Genomic DNA, 23,743 nt, shown 5'->3' with positions numbered 1-23,743 from the left:
AGACCGTCTCCACCCCGACCGCTCGTCCCGCCGGACCTGCCGTACGCCGACGGGCGGTCGCCGCTCGGCGCAGCGTCCGCGCGGCCCGCTGACCGGGCGGACGCGCGCTTCTACCGTGACGGGGCTCACAATCGCACCCGAGTCCCGTCCTGCCGGAACCAGCCCAGGAGGCCGCCCCGTGTCCGAGCCCACCGAACGTCGGCTCTTGAGCCCGGAGGAGTACCTGGCCGCCCAGAACTCCCCCGAGTTCGTCAACCTGAAGCGGCGCTTCCGCGCCTTCGCCTTCCCGATGACGTTCGCGTTCTTCGCCTGGTACCTGCTCTACGTCCTGCTCTCCACCTACGCGCCCGACTTCATGGCGACCGACGTCTTCGGCAACGTGAACATCGGGCTCCTGCTGGGGCTGGGCCAGTTCGTCTCCACGTTCGTGATCACGCACCTCTACGTGAACCACGCGAACAAGAACACCGACCCGATCGCCGACGAGATGCGCGAGCGCCTCGAGCACCACGACTACGCCGGTTCGCGCGGCACCGACACCCAGGGGGCGACCCGTGCCTGACCTCTCCGCCGTCGACGTGACTGCCGCCGACAGCGGCACCATCGGCGAGCCCGCCGTCAACATCGCCATCTTCGGCGCGTTCGTCCTCGTGACGCTGTTCATCACGTTCCGCGCCAGCCGGAACAACAAGAGCGCGGCGGACTACTACGCCGCCGGCCGCAACATCAGCGGCACGCAGAACGGCCTCGCCATCGCCGGCGACTACCTGTCGGCGGCCTCGTTCCTGGGCATCGCCGGTGCCATCGCCGTCTTCGGCTACGACGGCTTCCTCTACTCGATCGGCTTCCTGGTCGCCTGGCTGGTGGCGCTGCTCCTGGTCGCCGAGCTGATGCGCAACACCGCCCGGTTCACGATGGCCGACGTCCTGGCCTTCCGGATGCGGCAGCGGCCGGTCCGCATGGCCGCGGCCATCTCGACACTGGCGGTCTGCCTCTTCTACCTCGTGGCGCAGATGAGTGGCGCCGGCGGCCTGGTCACCCTGCTGCTGGGTGTGACCGGCGAGGCGGCGCAGGCGATCGTCGTGACCATCGTCGGCGCGCTGATGATCTTCTACGTCCTCGTCGGCGGCATGCGCGGCACCACCTACGTGCAGATCATCAAGGCCACGCTGCTCATCGTCGGCGCCTTCGTGATGACGGTCTGGGTGCTCGGCAAGTACGGGTTCAACCTGTCCTCGCTGATCGGCGGCGCGCAGGAGCTCGCCGTCGAGGGCCGCGACGTGGCGGCTCCCGGCGCCCAGTACGGCGCGACGAGCACGTCGAAGCTGGACTTCGTCTCGCTCGGCCTGGCCCTGGTGCTCGGCACCGCCGGCCTGCCGCACGTGCTGATGCGCTTCTACACGGTGCCCACCGCCAAGGACGCCCGCCGCTCGGTCGTCTGGGCCATCTGGCTGATCGGCATCTTCTACCTGTTCAGCCTGATCATCGGCTACGGCGCCGGCGCGCTGGTCGGCCCCGAGCGGATCCTCGGCGCCCCAGGGGCCGTGAACTCCGCCGCGCCGCTGCTGGCCTTCGAGCTCGGTGGCACGGTGCTGCTGGGCATCATCGCCGGCGTCGCGTTCGCCACGATCCTGGCGGTGGTCGCCGGCCTGACGATCACCGCGTCGGCGTCCTTCGCGCACGACGTCTACGCCTCGGTCATCAAGAAGGGACAGGTGCCGCCCAACGGTGAGGTGCGCGTCGCCCGCCTCACGGCGGTCGTGATCGGGGCGATCTCGATCGGCCTGGGCATCCTCGCCCTGCAGGCAGGCCTGAACATCGCCTTCCTGGTGGCCCTCGCCTTCGCGGTGGCGGCCTCGGCCAACCTGCCGACCATCCTCTACACGCTGTTCTGGCGAAACTTCACCACCCAGGGCGCGCTGTGGTCGATCTACGGCGGGCTGATCTCCTGCATCGTGCTGATCATCTTCTCGCCGGTGGTCTCCGGCGGGCCGATCAACCCGACGACCGGGAAGAGCACGTCGCTGCTCCAGGACGTCGACTTCTCCTGGTTCCCGCTCAACAACCCCGGCCTGGTGTCGATCCCGCTGTCCTTCTTCCTGGGCTGGCTCGGCACGAAGCTGTCGAAGGAGCGCCCCGACGAGCTCAAGACCGCCGAGCTCGAGGTGCGTGCCTTCACCGGCATCGGGGCGGAGAAGGCCGTCCAGCACTGAGGCACGTCGCGTGGCGCGCGTCCCCTGCCGGGGGGCGCGCGCCACGCGCGTTCCCGGCGACGGTCAGGCCGCCGCGGCCGGGGCGGGTGCCGGGGCGGCTTCCGGCGTGAGGACGACGGCCGCCCGGGCGACGGAGCGGCGGTGGCGGGCGACCAGGCGGGTGGTGAGCCCCGCGAGGACGACGAGGGCGCCCAGCGTGGGAGCGCCCGGGTGAGCGAGGGCGACGGCGATCGCGGTCGCGTAGAGCAGCGTGAGCACCACCAGCGGAGCTGGCAGGTGGGGCAGGTGCAGGTGCACGGCGAGACCTCCGGTGGAGGCGTCCCGCCGGGCCGGCGGCCGGGTCCCCGGGAGGACCGGCCGCCGGGCCGGCGACGGCGCTGGGAGCGGGTGAGGTCAGGACCTCACGTGAGCATGTCCTTGGCCTTCTGCAGCAGGTTCTTCGTGTCGGTCTGCGGCGTCGGGTACAGCCGCGGGTCACCCGGGGGCAGGATCGGCGCGTCGGCGGTGGCCTCGATCGGCCGGGCCGAGTAGGTGCCCCGGCCGTCGTAGGAGGGGCCGGACGCCCAGCGGCCGGACGCCGCCTCCGGGCCGTCGGAGGCGTCGATGAAGGTGTAGCCGAGGTCGGCGACCTCCTCCTCCAGCGGGAAGGCCTCCGGCACGGGGACGCCCTCGAGGCCGTCCTCCTTGAGGTTCTCGAGCGCGTGCAGCCACTGCTGCTGGTGGTAGTGGTCGCGGGTGATCAGGAACCGGAGCATGTCCTTCACGCCCGGGTCGTCGGTCATGTTGTAGAGCCGGGCCACCTGCAGCCGGCCCTGCATCTCGGCCGTGGCGTTGTACATGAAGTCGGCGTACAGGTTGCCGCTGGCCGTCACGTACGCGCCGGTCCACGGGTTGCCCATGGAGTCCATGTAGCTGGCGCCGGCGCCGTTGACGATCGGGTGCTGCGGGTTGTGCTGCCCGTAGCCGGCGGCGGCCTCCTTCGACCGGTCGGCGGCGTCCGGCTTCAGCGGGATGTGGTCGAGCAGCCGGTCGATCATCGTCACGATCATCTCGACGTGCGCGAGCTCCTCGGTGCCGATGGCGAGGAGCAGGTCCTTGTACTTGCCGGGCAGCCGGCAGTTCCAGCCCTGCAGCAGGTACTGCGTGGCGACGGTCATCTCGCCCCACTGCCCGCCGAGGACCTCCTGCATCTTGCGGGCGAAGTCCGGGTCGGGACCGTCGGGCTTGGCCTCGTACTGCAGTGCGTGGGTGTGCGTGAACACGGGCTCTCCCTGGTGCGCGGTCGATGCCGCCGCCGCTGCGGTGGCACCAGGGACCTGCCCGCCCCCGCTGGCCCGCCGGTGCCGACCCCTGGCCCGGTGGTGCCAATGTGCGGGCCGAGTGGGGCCCGGAGGGTCCCGCGCAGGCGCGACGGACGCGCTCGTCGGCCGTCCGGGACGGCACGTGGCCGCGGTGTCGTCCGGAGGACGACGGTGTCATCGGTCGGGGAGCTGGACGGTCAGCGTGAAGCGCGCGCCGTCGTCCTCCCACACGACGCGGCCGCCCAGCTCGTGGGTCTGCCGCTGCACCGACCACAGCCCCAGGCCGGTCAGGTCCAGCGGTGGGCGCGCGGTCCGCAGGTGACCGACGACCCGGTCGGCCGGGACACCGTCCTGGGCCAGCGCCAGGTCGACCCAGCCCGGCCGGCTCGCGGCCGTCAGGCGCACCGGTGACCCTCCGCCGTGGCGGTGGGCGTTCTCCAGGAGGTTGGTGAGGATGCGCTGCACGCGGGCGTCGCCGACGGGCACGTCCCCCACCTCCCCGAGCAGCTCGACCGCCAGCTGCGAGCGGGGCAGGCCGGACGCGGCCACGGCTGCCTGGACGACGTCGCGCAGGACGCGGGGCCCGCTCCGGCGCACCGCGCCACCGGTGGCGTCGGCCGTGCGCAGCATCGAGGCGAGGTGCGCGGTCTGGGCGCGGGCGAGCTCCAGCATCTCGGCGGCGTGCTCGGGCGTGCGGCCCAGCGACCCGAGCGCCGCCTCCAGCGAGGCGAGCGGGCTGCGCATGTCGTGGCACAGCGCACGCACGAGCGCGTCGTCGGTGGTGGGCGGCGGTTCCTCCTCGGCCGCCGCGCGGCGGGCCCAGGGGCGGTGGTCGCGGACGACGCGGGCGAGGTCGCTGATCAGGCCCCGGTGGCGTCTGCTGGCGGGGGTGTCGGCGGTCAGGGTCATGGGCACCTCCACGTCGGCCCGGCGCACGCGCCGGGCCGACGAACACTTCAGGAGAGACGTGGGTCAGACCGACGACGGCGCCGCTGTTGGACCGCCGGTGGACGTGGTGGTGATCGACGATCACCCGCTGTTCAGCCGGGGCCTCTCCCTCCTGCTGCCGGGCCTCAGCGGAGGCCGGGTCCGGGTGGTCGGGACGACGGACGACGCCTCGGCCGCCGCCGCGCTCGTGCGCCGGCACCACGCCGACGTCGCGATCGTCGACCTGCACATGCCGCCGCCCGGCGGGACGAGGGCCATCGCGGCGATCCGGCGGGCCGACCCGCTGGTCCGCGTGGTGGCGCTGTCCGGCCTCGCCGAGGCCGACGCCGCGCTGGAGGCGCTGCGCGCCGGTGCCGCCGCGTTCCTGCCGAAGACGGCCGACCCGGAGCTGCTGGTGCGGCCGCTGCTGGCGGTGCTGGACGGCTGGTCGGTCGTGCCGGAGGCGCTGCTCCGGCAGCTGCTGGCCGACGCCCAGCCGACGGGTGAGCAGGGTGTGGCCGAGCGCCTGACCGCCGACGAGCGGCGGCTCTGGCGGCTGATCGCCGACGGGGCGAGCACGGTCGACATCGCCACGACGCTGCACGTGTCGGAGCGGACCACCAAGCGGCTGGTCGCCCACCTGCTGCGCCGGCTCGACGTGGCCACCCGGGTCGAGGCCGCGACGCTGGCCGGGAGGGTCGGCCTGGGCCGGGACGCGGGCAGCGCGGGACGGCCCTCCGGCTGAGTCCCGCACGACCACATCGCAGGCCGCCTACCCGCCCCGGTGATCGTCACGCCTGGATCGGCGCGTCGATAAGGTCCGCCGGTGACCGTCGCCTGCGTGGACATCGGCTCCACGTTCACCAAGGCCGCACTGGTCGACCCCGCCGGGCGGTTGCTGGCGACGGCGCAGGCGCCGACCACGCTCGACGACGTCGTCACCGGCGTCCTCGCCGCCACCGCAGGCTTCGGCGAGGCCCCGGTGGTCGCCTGCTCCAGCGCCGGCGGCGGGCTGCGGCTGGCCGTGGTCGGCTACGAGGAGCTGATCAGCGCCGAGGCCGGGCACCGGGCGGCGCTGTCGGCGGGCGCCCGCGTGGTGCACGTGGCCGCGGGCGTCCTCGACGACACCGGGCTGGCCGCGCTGCGGGCGGCCGGGCCCGACGTCGTGCTGCTCGTGGGCGGGACGGACGGCGGGGAGTCCTCGGTGCTGCGCGCCAACGCCGCGGCGCTGGCCGGTGCGGAATGGTCTGTCCCGATCGTGCTCGCCGGTAACGCCTCCGTGCGGGACGAGGTCGCGGCCGTGCTGCGTGCCGGGGAACTGCCGGTGCACGAGGCGGAGAACGTGCTGCCCGACATCGGCCGGCTCGCGCCCGAGTCGGCGCGGGCGGCGATCCGCGAGGTGTTCCTCGAGCACGTCATCGGGGGCGACCGGCTGTCCACCGACCCCCGTCTGCGGGCGTGGGTCCGCGCCGTCACCCCGGACGCCGTGCTGGAGGGCGTGACCGTGCTGGCGCGTGCGACCGGGCCGGTCGTCGTCCTCGACGTCGGGGGCGCGACCACCGACGTCTACTGCGTGCCCGACCCCGACGCCGAGCAGGCGGCCCTGGGCCGCGAGGCGGTCGGGATCCCGGCCCGGCGGCGCACCGTGGAGGGCGACCTCGGCGTCTCGTGGAGCGGCGACGCGCTGCGGGCGGCGGCTGCTGCCGAGGGCCTGCCCGAGCCCGGTGACGACCCGCTGGCCCTGGGCGAGGCGGCCGCGACGATCGCGCTGCGCCGGCACCTCCGGGCCGAGGCGGGCTACGGGCCGGGCGGTGCGAGCGCCCGCTCGGCCGGGCTGGTCGTGCTGTCCGGTGGCGTGTTCCGGCACGCGGACCCGCCGGCCGTCGACGGCGTGGTCGCCCGGATCTCGACCGACGCCGGGGGCGCGGGCAGCGTGCTCCGGGACACGCCGGTGGTCGTCGACCGGAGCTACGTGCTGGCCGCCGTCGGGCTGCTGGCGGCCGAGCAGCCGGACGCCGCGGCGGCGCTCGCGCGCGGGCTCGTCACGCCGGTCGGGTGAATCCCTCGGCCCACCGGTCGGACGCCGCCGCGGTGAAGGCGGGGACCTCCTCGGCGGCCATGTCGACGGCGACGTAGCCGCCGCGGCCGGCGCCCACGCAGGCGGTGACGGTCGCCAGGCCCGCGCGCCGCTGGAACGGCGACTGCCGCACCTCCCAGCCGACGACGGCCCGCCGCTGGATCACCGCCTCCTCGCGCACCAGCCAGCCGCCGCGCACGGCGAACGAGCTCTCCCCGGCCGCGTGCCCGAGGGCGGCGTACCGGCCGAGTCCCATCGGGATGCCGAACACGAGCAGCACCAGACCCGCGGCCAGCAGCCACCACCAGCCCAGCAGCGGGGTGACCACCGCACCGGCCGCCGTCACGACCAGCCCCGCGATGAGCGCCCGCACGATGCGCCGGCGCCGGGCGGCGGGTGGGTGGGGCACGAGCGGCCCGGGATCGGGGACGAGGCGGACGCCCAGCGCCCGGGCCTCCTCCCGCGGACCCAGGGGCAGCAGCTGCCCGCGCCGGGCGGCGTCCCCCAGCCCGGTCACGAGCGCGCCCGAGCGTGCGGCGCGGACCCAGCGCATGCCGAGGCCCTCCGACAGGGTCCAGCCGCGGATCCGGTCGATCTCCAGCTCGGTGTGCCGCGTGGTCACCAGGCCCCGGGCGGCCACCAGCGAGCCGCCGCGCCGGGTCAGCCGGAAGCCCCAGTTGACGACGGCCGCACCGATCACCGAGCCGACGACCAGGACCACCAGGCCCGCGCCGAGCACGACGAGGAGGACCTGGACGCCGGAGACGTGGACGCCGTCGAGGTCGGGCCGGAAGCGCTCCGGCAGCTCCTGCGCCAGGCGGAACAGCGCGCCGACGGCGGCGAACGGGACGGCGAGGTAGCTGCCGACCAGCGGCGCGTAGAGCAGCCAGCGGTTGTCGAAGCGGGCGACCACCTCCTCGGACTCCGCTTCCGCCTGCTCGACGACCGGCGCCGAACGGTGGGTGAGGACGGCGGCCCGCAGACGGTCGCCCTCGGCCCTGCTCACGCCGTCGACGAGCAGCTCCTCGTCCTTGTCCGCGGCACCGGCGGCGGCGTCGATCCGCACGCGCACCAGTCCGAACAGGCGGTGGAGGGGACCGGCCTCCACCTCGACGCCGCGGATCCGGTCGTTCGGGACCGTGCGCACCGACCGGGACAGCAGGCCGCGGGTCACGACCACGGACGTCGGCCCGTCGGCGTAGGTGAAGCGCCACCAGGAGAGCAGCGCGGTGAGCAGCGACAGCAGGGTGACGGCGACGACCAGGACCACCACCGTCGTCGTCCCGCCGCCGAAACCGGTCGCCGCGACCACCGGGATGACGGCCGGGACGAACTGGCGGGCCTGGCGGAAGGTCGCCGTGTGCACCAGCACGATGCGCGGCGAGGTGCGCCGGCCGGCCGGGGGCGGCCCGCTGGTCCGCGTCGTCACGTGGCCTGGTCGCGGACCTGCTCGGCCCGGTGGGCGAGGTCGTCGGCGACCTGCTGGGCGACGTCGGCCTCGAGGTGCCAGATGCGCACGGTGCCCTGCGAGGAGGCGGTGAGGACGGCGACGGTCGAGAGGCCGAACAGTTGCTGGAGGGCACCGCGGGTGACGTCGACGGTCTGGATGCGGGAGATGGGGACGAGCGTCCAGGTCCGGGTCAGCCAGCCGGTCTGCGTGTAGACCGCCTCGCCGGTGACCTCCCAGCGGTGCACCCGGAAGCGGACCCACGGCTGGATGCCGATGGCGATCACCGAGCCCACCAGCACGACGGCGGGGATCACCCAGCGCAGCACCGGGAAGGGGCCGGGGGCGTCCGGTGGCACGAAGATCACGAACAGCGCCGCCCCGATGCCGAGGAACAGGCTGCTGATCACGTTCTCGGTCACCCACAGGCCGATCGCCGACCGGGACAGCGGCCAGGCCGGCTCGCGCACCGGCGAGGGCGGGACGGTGGTCATCGCGCCCATCCTGTCAGCGACCGGCTCTCCGTCAGCGCGTGCCACGATGGGACGCGTGATGCCGCAGCAGGTCCCGACCGTCTCCGTCCGCGAACTGCCCGACGACGCCGTCGTCCTCGACGTCCGCGAGGTGGACGAGTGGGTGCACGGCCACATCGAGGGCGCGACCCACATCCCGATGGGCGAGGTGCCCTCCCGCCTGGACGACGTCCCCGAGGGCGACCCGGTCTACGTGACCTGCCGCAGCGGCGGCCGGTCAGCCCGGGTGGCCGCCTGGCTGAACCACAACGGCTACGACGCCGTGAACGTCGCCGAGGGCATGGGCGGCTGGGAGGCGGCCGGCAAGCCGATGGTCAGCGAGACCGGCCAGCCCCCCTTCGTCCGCTAGGGACTTCCTGTACAGAAAGTCCCCTCAGCTCTTCAGCTCGTACTCGGCGAACTTGGCGCGCAGGTCCTTCTTCGAGAACTTGCCGACGCTGGTCTTGGGCACCTCGTCGATGAACTCGACGGCGTCGGGCAGCCACCACTTGGCGACCTGCGGCTTGAGGTAGTCGAGGATCTCCTCCTCGGTCGCCTCCTCGCCCTCGTTCAGGACGACGCAGGCCAGCGGGCGCTCGTCCCACTTCGGGTGCGGGATGCCGACGACCGCGGCCTCCTTCACCTTCGGGTGGGCCATGATCACGTTCTCCAGATCGACCGAGCTGATCCACTCGCCGCCGGACTTGATCAGGTCCTTGGTGCGGTCGGCGATGCGGATCGACCCGTAGGGGTCCATCGCCGCGACGTCGCCGGTCTTCATCCACCCGTCCTCGGTGGTGAGGACGACGCCGGCGTCGGGGTTGTAGTAGTCCTTCGCGCACCACGGACCGCGGACCTGCAGCTCGCCGGTGGCCTTGTCGTCCCACGGCTGGGGCTCGAGCGTGTCGGCGTCGACGATGCGGGCCTCCACGCCGAGGAACGGGATGCCGGCGCGGGCGCGCTGGGTCGCCTTCGTCTCGTCGTCGGCGTTCTCGTAGCGGTTGGGCAGCACGCCGGACGACGCCACGGGGTGGGTCTCGGTCATGCCCCACGCCTGCAGGATCGGGATGCCGACCTGCTCGCGGTAGGCCTCCGACAGCGCCTTGGGCACGGCCGAGCCGCCGCAGCCGATGTCGCGCAGCTTGTGCGGCTTGCCCGCCAGGTGGGGGAGGACGCCCTGCCAGATGGTCGGCACGCCCGCGGTGAAGGTGACGCCCTCGTCGACGATCAGCTTCGCCAGCGCCTCGGGCTGCATCAGCGCACCGGGCATGACGAGCGAGGCGCCGGCCGCGGGCGCCGCCTGCGCGATGCCCCAGGCGTTGGCGTGGAACATCGGGACGACCGGCATCGCGACGTCGTGGATGCCCAGCCCGAACGCGTTCGGGGCCATCACGCCCATCGTGTGCAGGAACGTCGAGCGGTGCGAGTAGACGACGCCCTTGGGGTTGCCCGTGGTGCCGCTCGTGTAGCACATGGAGGCGGCCAGGTTCTCGTCCTCGACGTGGAACTCGACCGGCTGCGCGTCGGCCAGGAGCGTCTCGTAGTCGAGCACCCGCGGGTCGTCGGGGATCTCGTTGTCGCCGCCGTCGTCCATGACGACGACGTGCCGGACGGTCGTCATCGTGTCGATCAGCGGCCACAGCAGCGGCAGCACCGTGCGGTCGACGAAGACGACCTCGTCCTCGGCGTGGTTGGCGATGTAGGTGAGCTGCTCGGGGAAGAGCCGCACGTTGAGGGTGTGCAGCACCCGTCCGGTGCAGGGTGCGGCGAAGTAGAGCTCGAGGTGGCGCTGGCTGTTCCAGCCGAACGTGCCGACCCGGCCGTCGCCGCTGATGCCGAGGGTGTCCAGCACGCCGCCGAGCCGGCGGGTGCGCTCGGCCCACTCGGCGTAGGTCGCCGTCGTCTTCCCGCCGGGGTTGTTGGTGACGATCGTCCCGTCGCCGTAGTGCTGCTCGACGTGCCGGAAGATCGAGTCGATGGTGAGGGGGTAGTCCTGCATCAGCCCGCGCATGGCCGGAGTTTGCCAGTGACCACGCTCACGTTCCACAGGTGGTCGCGGCTCAGCCGAAGGCGCTGACCACCCCGTCGATGACGGGCACGAGCAGGTCGGTCGCGGGGTGCGCCGCGTCCGACCGCGCGCTGACGTTCAGGACCCAGATGCCGCGGCCGCGGGCGTCGGGCAGCGCGAGCACGTAGGTGGTGCCGTCGAGCTCCTCGCAGCTGACCAGGAAGGCCTCGTCGCCGACCGCCGGCGCCTTCGTGCTCGGGCAGATCTGGCCCTGGCGGTGGAAGAAGCCGCGGCTCATCTGCTCGGTGGTGGTGCCGTCCGAGAGGAAGCCCACGTCGGCCAGGTAGGCGTAGTCGTAGGGGTCGAGGCCGTACTGCAGCGGCACCGGGACCCACGTGCACCCGCTGGGCCCCTGGGGGAGGGTGCCGCTCCAGTAGCTCATCTCGACGCCGAGGACCGCCTCGAGCCGGTCGGTCAGCCGCGGGCAGGTGGACATGTCGTCCGCGGTGTCGACGCCGGGATAGGGCTTGCTCCCGGGGAGCCACCGGTCCCAGGCGACCGGGGAGCTGAGTCTCACGGGAGGCAGTCCGGCGGCCACCGCTTGGAGCTCCCGCTGCGCGACCGGGTCGGCAGACGGGGTGGACGGGCCCGGCGTGGTCGGGGGCGCCGGCGTCTCCGCGGCTGACGACGGTGCCGCGGAGGTGGTGGGCGCGGGCTGCGCGGTCCCCGGCCCGGGCCGCACGGTCAGCACGACCGCGACCGCCAGCAGCGCCGCGGCGGACCAGACGAGCAGCGCCGCGGCGCGCCGCGAGGGCCTCCGGAGAGCCCGCCCGTGCGGGGCCCGCGTTCCGCCCGGTTCGTCGGTCCAGCGCACCATGTCGTCGTCCTCCCTGGAGACCGCACCAGGAAGACGCCTCGGCCGGGCGGCGACGAGCTACACCGCTACGTCTCGGTTCCGTAACGGCGGGGCCGGTCGCGGTCACCGGAGCCGGCGGGCGCGCAGGACGACGTCCTCGGCGTGGTGCGCACCGGCACCGCCCTCCGGGATCACGCGGGGCCGCTGCTCGTCCACCTCCACGCGCCAGTCGTCGCCCAGCATCGCGGCGACCATCGACGGCCAGACGTAGTCGGCGGGGTCGTCGCCGCCGTCGAGCACCTCGTGGTGCTCCATCCCCGCGTGGTGCACCAGCAGCAGCACACCGCCCGGCGCCACGGCGTCGAGCAGCGCGCGCTCGGCCGCGGCGTCCGGCGTGCGCAGGAGGGCCGGGTACTGCGCGGACACCAGGTCGAAGGACCGCGGCGGCAGCCCCGCCTCCACGAGCCCCGCGTGCACCCAGCGGACGGTGACACCGGCGTCCCTCGCGTGGCCGGCGGCCCGTTCCAGCGCCACGCCGGAGACCTCGAGCGCGGTCACGTCCCAGCCAGCACGCGCCAGCCAGACGGCGTCCGCCCCCTCGCCGCAGCCCACGTCGAGCACCCGTCCCGGCGCCAGGCCGGCGACCTCGGCGACGAGCGCGCCGTTGGGGCGGCCGCTCCACAGCTGCTCCCGGTCGGCGTACCGCCGGTCCCAGTGCTCCTGGACGGCGGGGTCGCCCGCGTACTCCTCGGTCATGGGCGCAGCCTGACCCCGGGACGTCCGGGACGGCCACTCCCGTTGCCGGTCCGGCAACGCCTCAGGCGGTGAGGACGACGGGCAGCTCGGCGAGGCCCCGGATCACGAACTCCGGACGGCGCCGCGCGGGCCGGCCGAGCTCCAGCCGCGAGGTCCGCGCGAGCAGCGCCCCGAACGAGGCCTGCAGCTCGACGCGGGCCAGCGGCGCCCCGATGCAGAAGTGGACGCCCGCGCCGAAGGAGATGTGCGGGTTGTCGGTGCGGCCGACGTCGAGGGTCTCCGGCGCGTCGAACACGGCAGGGTCGTGGTTCGCCGCGCCGAGCAGGGCCGCGATCTTCCGCCCCTCCTCGACGGTGATCCCGCCGATCTCGACGTCCTCGGTCGCGGTCCGCTCGAACAGCTGCAGCGGGCTGTCGAACCGCATGAGCTCCTCGATCGCGGTCGGCAGGAGCGCCGGGTCGTCACGCAGCCGCTGGAGCTGGTCGGGGTGCTCCAGCAGCGCCAGCAGGCCGTTGCCGCTGACGTTCACCGTCGCCTCGTGCCCGGCGTTGAGCAGCAGGATGCAGGTGGTGACCAGCTCGTCCTCGGTCAGCCGGTCGCCCTCGGAGTCGCGGACGCCGACGAGGTGGGAGAGCAGGTCCTCGCCCGGGTGCTTCCGACGCTCGGCAGCCAGCTGCCGCAGGTAGGCGACGAACTCGTCGGCCGCGCGCTCGGCGGCGTCCTCGACCTCCGTCGTCCGGCCGTACTCGTACATCTTCACGATCGCGTTGGACCACGGGCGCAGCAGCGGGCGGTCGGCGTCGGGCACGCCCAGCAGCTCGGCGATGACCGCGACGGGCAGCTCCTCGGCCATGCCCGACAGGACGTCGACGGGTTCGCTGCCGGCCGAGCGCTCGACGAGCCCGTCCACGAGCGTGCCGGCCAGCTCCTCGACCCACGGGCGCAGCCGCTCGACGTGCCCGCGGGCGAAGGCGGTGCTGATCAGCCGCCGCAGCCGGGTGTGGTCGGGCGGCTCCATCTCCAGGATCGCGTTGCGGTGGATGAGGTTGAAGCTCCCGAACCGCTCGGCCGGCTCCTTGTCCCGCCAGATCCGGCCCAGCCGCCGGTCGCGCAGGACCGCGTTCGACTCCGCGTGGGTGAAGGCCAGCCAGAGCCCCAGCCCCTCGTGCCACTGCACGGGCGCCACGGCGCGGGCCGCCGCGAAGGCCGGGTAGGGATCGGCGACGACGGCGGGGTCGGTGAGGTCGAGCGGTGCCACGTCTCCCGACCCTAGGGACGGCGGCAACGGGCCGGGCCACCCGCATACGCTGCACCGCATGGCTTCCCGCAAGCGCTCCTCCGCCCCCGCCGCTGCCGCGCCGGAGGGCATCAACCCGAAGGCCCCCTGCTTCTGCGGCTCCGGCCGCCGCTACAAGCACTGCCACGGCTCCGGCTACGCGCCGCCGGTGACGCGGCCCTTCGAGGGCCTGCCGGGGGAGACCGACTGGGTCGCCCTGCGGGAGCTCGTGCCGGCGGCCACCGCCACGCTGAGGACGACGGACGGCCGCGAGGTCACGCTCGCCAGCGTCCTGCCCGGCGGCACCCCGGCCCTCGTGCGCGCCAACGGGGAAATCGTGCTCGGGGTCCAGATGCAGACCTCGTCCGACGACGTCAGCCGCGACATCGGCACCGCGCTGGCCGCCGCGCTCGATGCCCCCGCGGGCGCCCCGGTCGACCCGGGCCCGATCGGCGCCGCCGGCTCGGCCGGACCGCGGCTGCAGGAGCTGCTCGACCTCACGGCGCCGTTCGAGGTGACCGTGCACGACGACTTCGGCTTCTGGCTGGAGGGCACCGACCCGTCCGCGGCGGCGTTGGCAGGGCTCGAGCACGCCAACGAGGCGATCCTGCCCACGGTCCGGCTGGAGGGGCTCGAGGCCGCCTACTGGGTCCGCCCCGGTGACGAGCGCGCGCACCTGCGGTGGGTCCGGCCGGAGCCGGAGGAGAAGCTGCTCGACGCGCTGGCGCGGCTCTCGGCGTCCGGGCAGATCCTGCTCGGCGAGGGGACGCGCTACGCCGGCGCGTTCAGGGCGCTGGGCCTCGTCGTCCCGGTGTGGGACCTGCCGGCCGACGCGGCGGCGGAGAGCTGGGTCGGTCCGGCCACGGAGTTCCAGGGCCGCCTGGAGCAGGCCCTGCAGGTCACCGAGCCGCTCACGTCCGACGAGCGCCGCGCCCGCGCCGGCCTGATCTCGCGGCAGATCACCCTGCGCTGAGGCGCGGAAGTGTTTGCGCTCACACGACCCGGACGGTGAACCGAGCCGTCGACACGGAGCCCGTGTGCGCGCCGTGACGCCCCGCTGACCGGCGGAAATCGTTATCGGAGCCAGGTGACGGGAGCGTTACGCGACCGTGACAACGAATGAGCGATCTGGGGTTGACGGCACCGGTTGTTAGCGCTCACATTGGCTTCGCTCGCGTAGCGCGGGCCTGCGCCGGGTCGAGTGGCAGCAGATGTCTCGAAGAGGAGATCACACGTGAGCAGGAAGCTCGGCTTGACCGCCGCGACCGCCGTCATGGCGCTCGCCCTGGCGGCATGCGGCGGCGAGGGCGCTGGTAGCGGCTCGTCCAACAGCAATGCGGAGCCCGAGGACCTCAAGATCGGCGTCGCGATGCCGACGGAGACGTCCGAGCGGTGGATCGCCGACGGCAACTCCGTGAAGGAGCAGCTGGAGGAGAAGGGGTACGAGGTCGACCTGCAGTACGCGGGCGACGACATCCCCACCCAGTCCCAGCAGGTCGACCAGATGATCACGCAGGGCGCTGACCTGCTCATCGTCGCCGCGATCGACGGCACGGCGCTCAGCAGCCAGCTGCAGGCCGCGGCGGACCAGGGCATCCCGGTCATTTCCTACGACCGCCTCATCCGCGACACCGAGAACGTCGACTTCTACGTCAGCTTCGACAACTACAAGGTCGGCGTCGCGCAGGCCGAGTCGCTGCTGACCGGTCTCGGCGTCACCACCGCCGACGGTGCCGAGGGCACCGCCACCGGGCCGTTCAACATCGAGCTGTTCGCCGGCTCGCTGGACGACAACAACGCCCACTTCTTCTTCGACGGGGCCATGGACACCCTCCAGCCCTACATCGAGGACGGCACGCTGGTCGTGAAGTCGGGTCAGACCGACATCGACCAGGCCGCCACCCTCCGCTGGCAGCAGGAGACCGCGCAGAAGCGCATGGAGGACCTCCTGACCCAGAGCTACAACGACGGCTCGGTCGTCAACGGCGTCCTCTCGCCCTACGACGGTCTGTCGCGCGGCATCATCACCGCCCTGCAGAACGCCGGCTACGGCGCGGCCGACAAGCCGATGGCGGTCGTCACCGGTCAGGACGCCGAGATCGCCTCGGTCAAGCTGATCGCCGACGGTGTCCAGAGCTCCACGATCTTCAAGGACACCCGTCTGCTGGCCGAGCAGGCCGTCATCGCCGCCGAGGCGTTCCTCGAGGGCGACGAGCCGGAGGCCAACGACACCGAGACGTACGACAACGGCGTCAAGGTCGTCCCGTCCTACCTGCTGCCGGTCGAGAAGGTCTTCAAGGACGACATCCAGCCCGTCCTCGTCGACTCGGGCTACTGGACGGCCGAAGAGGTCGCCTCCGGTCAGGCCGACTGACCCAGCGCACGACCGGCCGGGCCCGGTGGCGAGCATCGCTGCCGGGCCCGGCCGCACCACCCGGTCCCGCCGGGCGGGGCGCACGACGTCTCGCCCGGCGGCCCGGTACACCCCACACTCTGCACATCGCGCGCACCCGCCCCGTCCCGTACGCGCACGACGGTGAGGACGACGGAGTCCATGGACGACAACATCCTGGAGATGCGCTCGATCACCAAGACCTTCCCGGGCGTCAAGGCGCTCGAGAACGTCAACCTGGCGGTCCGCCGGGGCGAGATCCACGCGATCTGCGGTGAGAACGGCGCCGGCAAGTCCACGCTCATGAAGGTCCTGTCGGGGGTCTACCCCAGCGGCAGCTACGACGGGGAGATCGTCTTCGACGGCGAGCCCGCCTCGTTCGGCGGCATCCGCGACAGCGAGCACGTCGGGATCGTGATCATCCACCAGGAACTGGCCCTCGTGCCGTACCTGTCGATCGCGGAGAACATCTTCCTGGGCAACGAGCGGCGCGGCCGCGGCGGCCTCATCGACTGGAACCTCGCGAACGCCGAGGCCGGCAAGCTCCTGGAGTCCGTCGGCCTCGACGAGAACCCGGTGACCCCCGTCGGTCAGCTCGGCGTCGGCAAGCAGCAGCTGGTCGAGATCGCGAAGGCGCTGTCCAAGGACGTGCGCCTGCTGATCCTCGACGAGCCCACCGCGGCGCTCAACGACACCGACTCCGAGCACCTGCTCGGTCTGCTGCGCCGGCTCAAGGAGCGCGGCATCACCTCCATCATGATCTCGCACAAGCTCAACGAGATCACCGCGATCGCCGACCGCGTCACCGTGATCCGCGACGGGAAGACCGTCGAGACGTTGAGCCTCGAGGCCGGCGAGGTCACCCAGGAGCGGATCATCCGCGGGATGGTCGGCCGCGACCTCGAGAGCTTCTACCCCGACCGCGAGTCCCACCCCGGCGAGGAGGTCCTCCGCGTCGAGGACTGGACCGTCTGGCACCCCACCCAGGACCGCAAGGTCGTCGACGGCGCGAGCTTCTCCGTCCGCGCGGGTGAGGTCGTCGGCATCGCCGGCCTCATGGGCGCCGGGCGCACCGAGCTGGCCATGAGCATCTTCGGCCGCTCCTACGGCCGGGACATCAGCGGCCGCATCTTCGTGCACGGCAAGGAGGTCAAGGCCCGCTCGGTGGCCGAGGCCATCGACAAGGGCATCGCCTACGCGACCGAGGACCGCAAGCGGTACGGCCTGAACCTGATCGAGGACATCCGGCGCAACGTGTCCGCCGCCGCCCTCGGCAAGCTGTCCCGCCGGGGCTGGGTCAACGGCAACGAGGAGACCCGGGTCGCCGAGGAGAGCCGGCGCAGCATGAACATCAAGGCGCCGAGCGTGATGTCCGTCGTCGGCAAGCTGTCGGGCGGCAACCAGCAGAAGGTCGTGCTGTCCAAGTGGCTGTTCACCGACCCCGACGTGCTGATCCTCGACGAGCCCACCCGCGGCATCGACGTCGGCGCCAAGTACGAGATCTACACGATCATCAACCGTCTGGTGGCGGCCGGTAAGGCCGTCGTCGTCATCTCCTCCGAGCTGCCCGAGCTGCTCGGCATCTGCGACCGCATCTACACGCTGTCGGCGGGCCGGATCACCGGTCAGCTGCCGGTGCGTGAGGCCACCCAGGAGAGCCTCATGGAGCTCATGACCAAGGAAAGGGAGTCCGTCTGATGGCCACGACCGCGACCCCGCAGGCCGACCCGGCTCCCAAGGAGCCGGAGGACGCCCAGGCGGCAGCCCTGCACACGGGCACGAGCGACCTGCGCAAGCTGATCACCCGCAACCTGCGGCAGAGCGGCATCTACGTCGCCTTCGTGGCGATCGTGGCGCTGTTCGCGATCCTCACCGACGGCGTCTCGCTCAGCCCGAACAACGTCACCAACATCGTCCTCCAGTACTCGTACATCCTGGTGCTGGCGATCGGCATGGTCCTGGTGATCATCGCCGGGCACATCGACCTGTCGGTCGGTTCCGTCGTGGCGCTGACCGGCGCCGTGTCGGCCGTCCTGGTCATCAAGAACGGCTACCCCTGGTGGGTCGGCATGCTGGCGGCCCTCGCCGTCGGGCTCGCCGTCGGTGCCTGGCACGGCTTCTGGGTCGCCTACGTCGGCATCCCGGCGTTCATCGTGACCCTCGCGGGCATGCTCCTGTTCCGCGGCCTCACGCTGCAGGTGCTGGACAACATCTCGCTCTCGCCGTTCCCCTCGGAGTACAGCAAGGTCGCCAGCGGCTTCCTCAACGGCCTGCTCGGCGGCAACGGCTACGACGCGTTCACCCTTCTCATCGGTGTGGTCGCGGTCGCCGGGTACGCCGTCAGCGGCTTCCGCACCCGCGTCGCCCGCATCAAGTACTCGCAGCCCGTCGAGTCCTTCCCGCTGTTCATCGCGCGGGTCGTGGCGGTCGGCGCGGTCGTCATGGCGTTCGCCTGGCAGCTGGCCCACGCCCGCGGCCTGCCGATCGTGCTGATCATCCTGGCCGTGCTGATCCTGGTGTACGGCGTCGTCTCGAAGCGGACGGTCTTCGGCCGCCAGATCTACGCCATCGGCGGCAACCTGGCCGCGGCGCAGCTCTCCGGCGTCAAGGTCAAGGTCGTCAACTTCTGGATCTTCGTGAACATGGGCTTCCTGTCCGCGGTCGCCGGGATCATCTACTCGTCGCGGTCGAACGGCGCCCAGCCCGCCGCGGGCAACATGTTCGAGCTCGACGCCATCGCCGCCGCGTTCATCGGTGGCGCGGCCGTCACCGGCGGTGTGGGCACGGTCGTGGGCGCCATGGTCGGTGGTCTGATCATGGCCGTCATGAGCAACGGCATGCAGCTCATGGGCGTCAACCAGTCGATCCAGTCGGTGGTCAAGGGCCTGGTCCTGCTGCTGGCGGTCGCGTTCGACGTCTACAACAAGCGCCGCGCAGGGGCCTCCCGCTGAGCGCCGAGCCGGTCGCCGCGGTCGCAGGTCGCGGCGGCCGGCCCGGGCGACGAGGGGGAGGAGCGGTGGAGTCCGACGGCGCGGCCCGCGCCCTGGTGATGAGCGACGTCGCCGCGCTCGCCGGGGTCTCGCACCAGACCGTGTCCCGGGTGGTGAACGGCCACCCGAACGTGGCCCCGCACACCCGCGAGCGGGTCGAACGGGCCATCGCGGAGCTGGGCTACCGGCCCAACATCGCCGCCCGCGCCCTCGTCACCGGGTCGACCCGCACCATCGGCCTGGTCACCGTGAAGATCAACCAGTACGGGCCGGCGCAGACCATGCTCGGCCTGGAGAACGCCGCCCGGGCGGCGGGCTACTCGCTGAGCGTCTCGATCCTCGACGACGCGACCGCGGCCCACATGCGCGAGGCCGTGGACACGTTCGTGGCCCAGCGCGTGGACGGCATCGTGGCGCTGTCCACGTACGACGACGCCGCGGCGGCCCTGGCCACCCTCGACCCGCCGGTGCCGCTGGTCGCCGTCCAGGTCGGCGGGGTGGAGGACCGGCCCGCCGTCGGCGTGGACCAGGAGACCGGCGCCCGCCTGGCCACCCGGCACCTGCTGGGCCTGGGCCACCGCACCGTGCACCACGTCGCCGGGCCGGCGGACTCCCAGGAGGCCCGCGGGCGCATCGCCGGCTGGCGAGCGGAGCTCGAGGCCGCCGGTGCGCCGGTGCCCGAGGAGATGCTGCGCGGGGACTGGACGCCGTCGTCGGGCTACCTGGCCGGCAAGGCCCTCGCCGCGCGGATCAGGGGCGGCGAGGACATCACCGCGATCTTCACCGCCAACGACCAGATGGCCCTCGGCCTGCTCGCCGCCCTCCACGAGGGCGGGCTGCGCATCCCCGAGGACGTCAGCGTCGTCGGCTTCGACGACCTGCCCGAGGCGCCGTACTTCACGCCGCCGCTCACCACCGTCCGGCAGGACTTCGCCGAGCTGGGCCGGCGGGGCGTGCAGCTCGTCCTGGGCCGGATGAAGGGCGAGGACCTGCACCCCGACCCGGTCCCGCCCGCGCTGCTGGTGCGGTCGAGCACCGGTCCGGCGCCCGCTCCGGCATGAGGCCGGCCCCGCTGTCCACGCCCGCACGTCCCGCCAGTCGAAAGGGTCCCCTGCCATGACCACCGATGCCGTCGCTGCCCTCACCAGCGGCCGCACCGCCCTGGGCATCGAGCTGGGGTCCACCCGGATCAAGGCCGTGCTCGTCGGCCCGGACCACGCGCCGCTCGCCGTCGGCAGCTCCGACTGGGAGAACCAGCTCGTCGACCGGGTCTGGACCTACTCGCTGGACGCCGTCTGGGCCGGTCTCCGGGAGAGCGTCGCGGCCCTGGCCGACGACGTGCGCCGCCGCCACGGGGTCGAGCTCGCGGGGGTCGGTGCCCTCGGCGTCTCGGCGATGATGCACGGCTACCTCGCCTTCGACGCAGACGGCGAGCTGCTCACGCCGTTCCGCACCTGGCGCAACACCAACACGGGGCGGGCGACCGAGCGGCTCAGCGCGGAGTTCGGCGTCAACATCCCGCACCGGTGGAGCGTCGCGCACCTCTACCAGGCGATCCTCGACGGCGAGGAGCACCTCGGCCGGCTGGACCACCTGACGACCCTGGCCGGTTACGTGCACTGGCAGCTGACCGGGCAGAAGGTGCTCGGCATCGGCGACGCCAGCGGCATGTTCCCGATCGACGACCACACCCGCGCCTACGACACCGCGATGCTGGCCCGCTTCGACGAGCTGGCCGCCGAGGCGGGCGCCCAGCTGTCGCTGGCCGACCTGCTGCCTGCCATCGCGTCCGCCGGGGAGCCGGCCGGCACCCTCACCGAGGCCGGCGCGGCCCGCCTCGACCCCACCGGGCGGCTGCGTGCCGGCACCCCGCTCTGCCCGCCGGAGGGGGACGCGGGCACCGGGATGGTGGCCACCAACTCGGTCGCTCCGCGGACCGGCAACGTCTCCGCCGGGACGAGCATCTTCGCGATGGTGGTGCTCGAGAAGGAGCTCGCCCAGGTGCACCGCGAGCTGGACCTGGTGACCACCCCGGCCGGGGACCCGGTGGCGATGGTGCACTGCAACAACGGCGCCAGCGAGCTGGAGGCGTGGGCCGGGCTGTTCGCCGAGTTCGCCCGCGCGCTGGGCTCCGAGGTGAGCGCGTCGGAGGTGTTCGAGACGCTGTTCGCCGCCGCCCTGCGCGGTGCCAGCGACGGTGGCGGGATGCTCTCGTACAACTACCTCTCCGGGGAGCCGATCACCGGGCTCGAGGAGGGCCGCCCGCTGTTCCTGCGGGCGCCGGACAGCCGGCTCGACCTCGGGTCCTTCATGCGCACGCACCTGTACGCGTCGCTGGCCACGCTGCGGATCGGGATGGACGTCCTGCAGAAGACCGAGGGCGTGCGGCTGGACCGGATGTTCGCCCACGGCGGCCTGTTCAAGACCGAGGGCGTCGCCCAGCGCTTCCTGGCCGCGGCGATCGACACCCCGGTCTCCGTCGGTGACGTCGCCGGGGAGGGCGGCGCGTGGGGCATCGCCGTCCTGGCCGCCTTCGCCACCCGGCGCGCGCCGGGGCAGACCCTGGCCGACTACCTGGACAGCGCTGTCTTCACCGGCACGAGCCTGCAGACGGCCGAGCCCGATGCGGACGACGTCGCGGGCTTCGACGCCTTCATGCGGCGCTACGTCGCGGCGCTCCCGGTCGAGCGGGCCGCCGTCGAGCACGTGAGCCCCGCCCAGCGAGGAGGAGACGCATGACCGCCACCCTGACCGAGCGCGGCACGCACCGCGAGCAGCGCGAGCACGTCGCCCGGCTGCACTCGTACCTGACCCGCTACGAGCTGGTCACCTGGACGTCGGGGAACGTCTCCGAGCGGGTGCCCGGCGAGGACCTCTTCGTCATCAAGGGCAGCGGCGTCGAGTACGACGAGCTGACCTGGGAGGGCATCACCGTCTGCGACCTCGACGGCAACCCGGTCGACGGGGTGAAGAAGCCGTCGAGCGACACCGACGCGCACGCCTACGTCTACCGCCACATGCCGGAGGTCGACGGGCAGGTGCACACGCACAGCCCGTACGCCACGGCCTGGGCGGCGCGCGCCGAGGAGATCCCCTGCGTGCTGACCGCCATGGCTGACGAGTTCGGCGGGCCGATCCCGGTCGGGCCGTTCGCGCTCATCGGCGACGACTCGATCGGCCGGGGCATCGTCGAGACGCTCACGGGCTCCCGGTCGCCTGCGGTGCTCATGCGCAACCACGGCGTCTTCACCGTCGGTCCCTCCGCGAAGGCCGCGGTGAAGGCCGCCGTCATGACCGAGGACGTCGCCCGCACCGTCCACTTCTCCCGCCAGCTCGGCGAGCCGCTGCCCATCCCGCAGGCGGACGTCGACCGGCTCTACGCCCGCTACCAGAACGTCTACGGACAGTGAGGACCACCGACGTGCGCAGCAACCCCTTCGCCGAGGCCGAGATCTGGTTCCTGACCGGCAGCCAGGACCTCTACGGCGAGGAGACCCTCCAGCAGGTCGCCGACCAGTCCCGGCGGGTCGCCGCCGAGCTCGACGGCGCCGACGAGATCCCGGCCCGGGTCGTCTGGAAGCCCGTGCTCAAGGACGCCGGCGCCATCCGCCGGGCCATGGGCGAGGCGAACGAGGACCCCAACTGCCTGGGCGTCATCACGTGGATGCACACGTTCTCCCCGGCGAAGATGTGGATCTCCGGTCTCGACGCGCTGCGCAAGCCGCTGCTGCACCTGCACACCCAGGCCGACGCCGCCCTGCCCTGGGCGACGATCGACATGGACTTCATGAACCTCAACCAGGCCGCCCACGGCGACCGCGAGTACGGGTTCATGCTCACCCGGCTGCGCGTCCCGCGGACGACGGTCTCCGGGCACGTCTCCAACCCGCGCGTGCGCGCCCGGGTGGGGTCGTGGGCCCGCGCCGCCGCCGGCGCAGCGGCCGCCCGGGGGCTGAAGCTGGCCCGCTTCGGCGACAACATGCGCAACGTCGCGGTCACCGAGGGGGACAAGGTCGAGGCGGAGATCCGCTTCGGCATGTCGGTGAACACCTGGGGCGTGAACGACCTGGTGGCCGTCGTCGAAGCGGTCGCCGACAAGGACGTGGACGCGCTGGTCGAGGAGTACGCCGACCTGTACGCGATGTCGGCCGAGGTCCTGCCCGGCGGGGCGCAGCACGAGGCGGTGCGCTACCAGGCCCGCATCGAGGTGGCGCTGCGCTCGTTCCTGGTCGACGGCGGCTTCGGGGCGTTCACGACCAACTTCGAGGACCTCGGCGGCCTGCGCCAGCTGCCGGGTCTCGCCGTCCAGCGGCTCATGGCCGACGGCTACGGGTTCGGCGGCGAGGGCGACTGGAAGACCTCCGCCCTGCTGCGCGTGCTCAAGGTCGCCGGTGCCGGCCTGCCGGGCGGGACGTCCTTCATGGAGGACTACACCTACGACCTCGAGGTCGGCAGCGAGAAGATCCTCGGCGCGCACATGCTCGAGGTCTGCCCGACCATCTCCGGCGGCCGGCCGAAGCTCGAGGTTCACCCGCTGGGCATCGGCGGCCGCGAGGACCCCGCCCGTCTCGTGTTCGACGCGGCGCCCGCGCCGGGCGTCGTCATCGGCTGGTCGGACCTGGGCGACCGGTTCCGCTGGGTGGCCAACGAGATCGACGTCGTCGAGCCCGACGAGCCGCTGCCGAACCTGCCCGTGGCCCGCGCCGTCTGGGAGCCGCGGCCGGACTTCGCGACGGCGACCGAGGGCTGGCTGACCGCCGGTGGCCCGCACCACACGGTGCTGACCACGCAGCTCGGCGCCGACGAGCTCACCGACCTGGCCGAGGTGTTCTCGACCGAGCTGGTGCTCATCGACGCCGAGACCACGCGCCGGTCGCTGGCCAAGGAGCTGCGCTGGAGCGCGGCCTACCACCGCCTCAACCAGCGCCTCTGATCCGACGGGGACTTTCTGTACCGGAAGTCCGGGGACTTCCGGTACAGAAAGTCCC

22 protein-coding genes are annotated in these 23,743 nt (G+C 72.9%); 13 read left to right on the top strand and 9 right to left on the bottom strand.

Features of this window, described 5'->3' with window-relative positions; translation table 11 throughout:
* Positions 1-178 precede the first annotated feature (178 nt).
* Positions 179-562, top strand: coding sequence for a DUF485 domain-containing protein (locus ACI78T_RS17745; RefSeq protein WP_456559445.1), 384 nt, complete (start codon positions 179-181; stop codon positions 560-562).
* Positions 555-2,213 carry a solute symporter family protein gene (locus tag ACI78T_RS17740; protein ID WP_456559444.1) on the top strand — a complete coding sequence of 553 codons (1,659 nt, stop codon included), beginning with the start codon at positions 555-557 and terminating at the stop codon, positions 2,211-2,213. The genes ACI78T_RS17745 and ACI78T_RS17740 overlap by 8 nt, the downstream gene beginning before the upstream one ends.
* Before the next feature lie 63 nt (positions 2,214-2,276).
* Here the strand turns inward: ACI78T_RS17740 and ACI78T_RS17735 are convergent, their stop codons facing one another.
* From ACI78T_RS17735 to ACI78T_RS17725, 3 genes are all read right to left on the bottom strand, one after another.
* On the bottom strand, positions 2,277-2,510 hold the full coding sequence (locus tag ACI78T_RS17735) for a hypothetical protein (protein WP_456559443.1): 234 nt from the start codon (positions 2,508-2,510) through the stop codon (positions 2,277-2,279).
* A 104-nt stretch (positions 2,511-2,614) separates the two neighbouring features.
* Positions 2,615-3,475, bottom strand: coding sequence for a manganese catalase family protein (locus ACI78T_RS17730; protein WP_456559442.1), 861 nt, complete (start codon positions 3,473-3,475; stop codon positions 2,615-2,617).
* A 213-nt stretch (positions 3,476-3,688) separates the two neighbouring features.
* Positions 3,689-4,423, bottom strand: coding sequence for a sensor histidine kinase (locus ACI78T_RS17725; protein ID WP_456559441.1), 735 nt, complete (start codon positions 4,421-4,423; stop codon positions 3,689-3,691).
* Between the two features lie 58 nt (positions 4,424-4,481).
* Here ACI78T_RS17725 and ACI78T_RS17720 point away from each other — a divergent pair, with 58 nt between their 5' ends.
* Both ACI78T_RS17720 and ACI78T_RS17715 read left to right on the top strand, forming a co-directional pair.
* Positions 4,482-5,186: a response regulator gene (locus tag ACI78T_RS17720; RefSeq protein WP_456559440.1), complete on the top strand. Its 705-nt coding sequence runs from the start codon at positions 4,482-4,484 to the stop codon at positions 5,184-5,186.
* A gap of 81 nt (positions 5,187-5,267) precedes the next feature.
* Entirely contained in the window at positions 5,268-6,500 is a 1,233-nt protein-coding gene (locus tag ACI78T_RS17715; protein ID WP_456559439.1) for a glutamate mutase L, read from the top strand.
* Here ACI78T_RS17715 and ACI78T_RS17710 read toward each other — a convergent pair.
* Together ACI78T_RS17710 and ACI78T_RS17705 are read right to left on the bottom strand one after the other, a co-directional pair.
* A complete protein-coding gene (locus tag ACI78T_RS17710; RefSeq protein WP_456559438.1) occupies positions 6,484-7,947 on the bottom strand; it encodes a PH domain-containing protein in 1,464 nt (487 codons plus the stop codon). The two genes, ACI78T_RS17715 and ACI78T_RS17710, sit on opposite strands and share 17 nt — an antisense overlap.
* Positions 7,944-8,459, bottom strand: coding sequence for a PH domain-containing protein (locus tag ACI78T_RS17705; protein ID WP_456559437.1), 516 nt, complete (start codon positions 8,457-8,459; stop codon positions 7,944-7,946). The genes ACI78T_RS17710 and ACI78T_RS17705 overlap by 4 nt, the downstream gene beginning before the upstream one ends.
* 58 nt (positions 8,460-8,517) lie before the next feature.
* Between ACI78T_RS17705 and ACI78T_RS17700 the strand changes: the two genes are divergently transcribed.
* A complete protein-coding gene (locus ACI78T_RS17700) occupies positions 8,518-8,847 on the top strand; it encodes a rhodanese-like domain-containing protein (RefSeq protein WP_456559462.1) in 330 nt (109 codons plus the stop codon).
* Between the two features lie 24 nt (positions 8,848-8,871).
* Here the strand turns inward: ACI78T_RS17700 and ACI78T_RS17695 are convergent, their stop codons facing one another.
* From ACI78T_RS17695 to ACI78T_RS17680, 4 genes are all read right to left on the bottom strand, one after another.
* The gene (locus tag ACI78T_RS17695; RefSeq protein WP_456559436.1) at positions 8,872-10,488 is read right to left on the bottom strand and encodes a long-chain fatty acid--CoA ligase; all 1,617 of its coding nucleotides are present in this window, start codon (positions 10,486-10,488) and stop codon (positions 8,872-8,874) included.
* A gap of 49 nt (positions 10,489-10,537) precedes the next feature.
* Complete coding sequence (locus ACI78T_RS17690; RefSeq protein WP_456559435.1) at positions 10,538-11,062, bottom strand: hypothetical protein; 525 nt, start codon at positions 11,060-11,062, stop codon at positions 10,538-10,540.
* Positions 11,063-11,464: 402 nt separating this feature from the next.
* Positions 11,465-12,097 (bottom strand): class I SAM-dependent methyltransferase, encoded by a 633-nt coding sequence (locus tag ACI78T_RS17685; protein ID WP_456559434.1) that lies wholly within the window; start codon positions 12,095-12,097, stop codon positions 11,465-11,467.
* A gap of 61 nt (positions 12,098-12,158) precedes the next feature.
* A complete protein-coding gene (locus ACI78T_RS17680; protein ID WP_456559433.1) occupies positions 12,159-13,355 on the bottom strand; it encodes a cytochrome P450 in 1,197 nt (398 codons plus the stop codon).
* Positions 13,356-13,413: 58 nt separating this feature from the next.
* On the opposite strand from ACI78T_RS17680, the gene ACI78T_RS17675 reads away from it, so the two are divergent.
* The 8 genes from ACI78T_RS17675 to araA all read left to right on the top strand — a co-directional run bounded on the left by ACI78T_RS17675 (position 13,414) and on the right by araA (position 23,688).
* On the top strand, positions 13,414-14,346 hold the full coding sequence (locus tag ACI78T_RS17675) for a DUF5926 family protein (protein WP_456559432.1): 933 nt from the start codon (positions 13,414-13,416) through the stop codon (positions 14,344-14,346).
* A 261-nt stretch (positions 14,347-14,607) separates the two neighbouring features.
* On the top strand, positions 14,608-15,747 hold the full coding sequence (chvE, locus tag ACI78T_RS17670) for a multiple monosaccharide ABC transporter substrate-binding protein (RefSeq protein WP_456559431.1): 1,140 nt from the start codon (positions 14,608-14,610) through the stop codon (positions 15,745-15,747).
* A 180-nt stretch (positions 15,748-15,927) separates the two neighbouring features.
* Entirely contained in the window at positions 15,928-17,463 is a 1,536-nt protein-coding gene (gene mmsA, locus ACI78T_RS17665) for a multiple monosaccharide ABC transporter ATP-binding protein (protein WP_456559430.1), read from the top strand.
* A complete protein-coding gene (gene mmsB, locus ACI78T_RS17660; protein WP_456559429.1) occupies positions 17,463-18,716 on the top strand; it encodes a multiple monosaccharide ABC transporter permease in 1,254 nt (417 codons plus the stop codon). The genes mmsA and mmsB overlap by 1 nt, the downstream gene beginning before the upstream one ends.
* A gap of 65 nt (positions 18,717-18,781) precedes the next feature.
* Positions 18,782-19,816, top strand: coding sequence for a LacI family DNA-binding transcriptional regulator (locus ACI78T_RS17655; RefSeq protein ID WP_456559428.1), 1,035 nt, complete (start codon positions 18,782-18,784; stop codon positions 19,814-19,816).
* Between the two features lie 55 nt (positions 19,817-19,871).
* Complete coding sequence (locus ACI78T_RS17650) at positions 19,872-21,494, top strand: xylulokinase (RefSeq protein ID WP_456559427.1); 1,623 nt, start codon at positions 19,872-19,874, stop codon at positions 21,492-21,494.
* Entirely contained in the window at positions 21,491-22,165 is a 675-nt protein-coding gene (locus ACI78T_RS17645; protein WP_456559426.1) for an L-ribulose-5-phosphate 4-epimerase, read from the top strand. The genes ACI78T_RS17650 and ACI78T_RS17645 overlap by 4 nt, the downstream gene beginning before the upstream one ends.
* 11 nt (positions 22,166-22,176) lie before the next feature.
* Complete coding sequence (gene araA, locus ACI78T_RS17640) at positions 22,177-23,688, top strand: L-arabinose isomerase (RefSeq protein ID WP_456559425.1); 1,512 nt, start codon at positions 22,177-22,179, stop codon at positions 23,686-23,688.
* The last annotated feature ends 55 nt before the right edge of the window (positions 23,689-23,743 follow it).

This window comes from Blastococcus sp. SYSU D00922 (assembly GCF_054050495.1).
The sequence above is the reverse complement of the archived record's forward strand: the minus strand, read 5'-3'. Positions and strand labels throughout refer to the sequence as shown.

Excerpts from the sequence above, each read along its gene's own strand:
- mmsA (WP_456559430.1), top strand. The coding sequence starts at position 15,928 with ATGGACGACAACATCCTGGAGATGCGCTCGATCACCAAGACCTTCCCG.
- ACI78T_RS17645 (WP_456559426.1), top strand. The coding sequence starts at position 21,491 with ATGACCGCCACCCTGACCGAGCGCGGCACGCACCGCGAGCAGCGCGAG.
- mmsB (WP_456559429.1), top strand. The coding sequence starts at position 17,463 with ATGGCCACGACCGCGACCCCGCAGGCCGACCCGGCTCCCAAGGAGCCG.
- ACI78T_RS17685 (WP_456559434.1), bottom strand. The coding sequence starts at position 12,097 with ATGACCGAGGAGTACGCGGGCGACCCCGCCGTCCAGGAGCACTGGGAC.
- ACI78T_RS17725 (WP_456559441.1), bottom strand. The coding sequence starts at position 4,423 with ATGACCCTGACCGCCGACACCCCCGCCAGCAGACGCCACCGGGGCCTG.
- ACI78T_RS17705 (WP_456559437.1), bottom strand. The coding sequence starts at position 8,459 with ATGACCACCGTCCCGCCCTCGCCGGTGCGCGAGCCGGCCTGGCCGCTG.
- ACI78T_RS17695 (WP_456559436.1), bottom strand. The coding sequence starts at position 10,488 with ATGCGCGGGCTGATGCAGGACTACCCCCTCACCATCGACTCGATCTTC.
- ACI78T_RS17675 (WP_456559432.1), top strand. The coding sequence starts at position 13,414 with ATGGCTTCCCGCAAGCGCTCCTCCGCCCCCGCCGCTGCCGCGCCGGAG.
- ACI78T_RS17700 (WP_456559462.1), top strand. The coding sequence starts at position 8,518 with ATGCCGCAGCAGGTCCCGACCGTCTCCGTCCGCGAACTGCCCGACGAC.
- ACI78T_RS17650 (WP_456559427.1), top strand. The coding sequence starts at position 19,872 with ATGACCACCGATGCCGTCGCTGCCCTCACCAGCGGCCGCACCGCCCTG.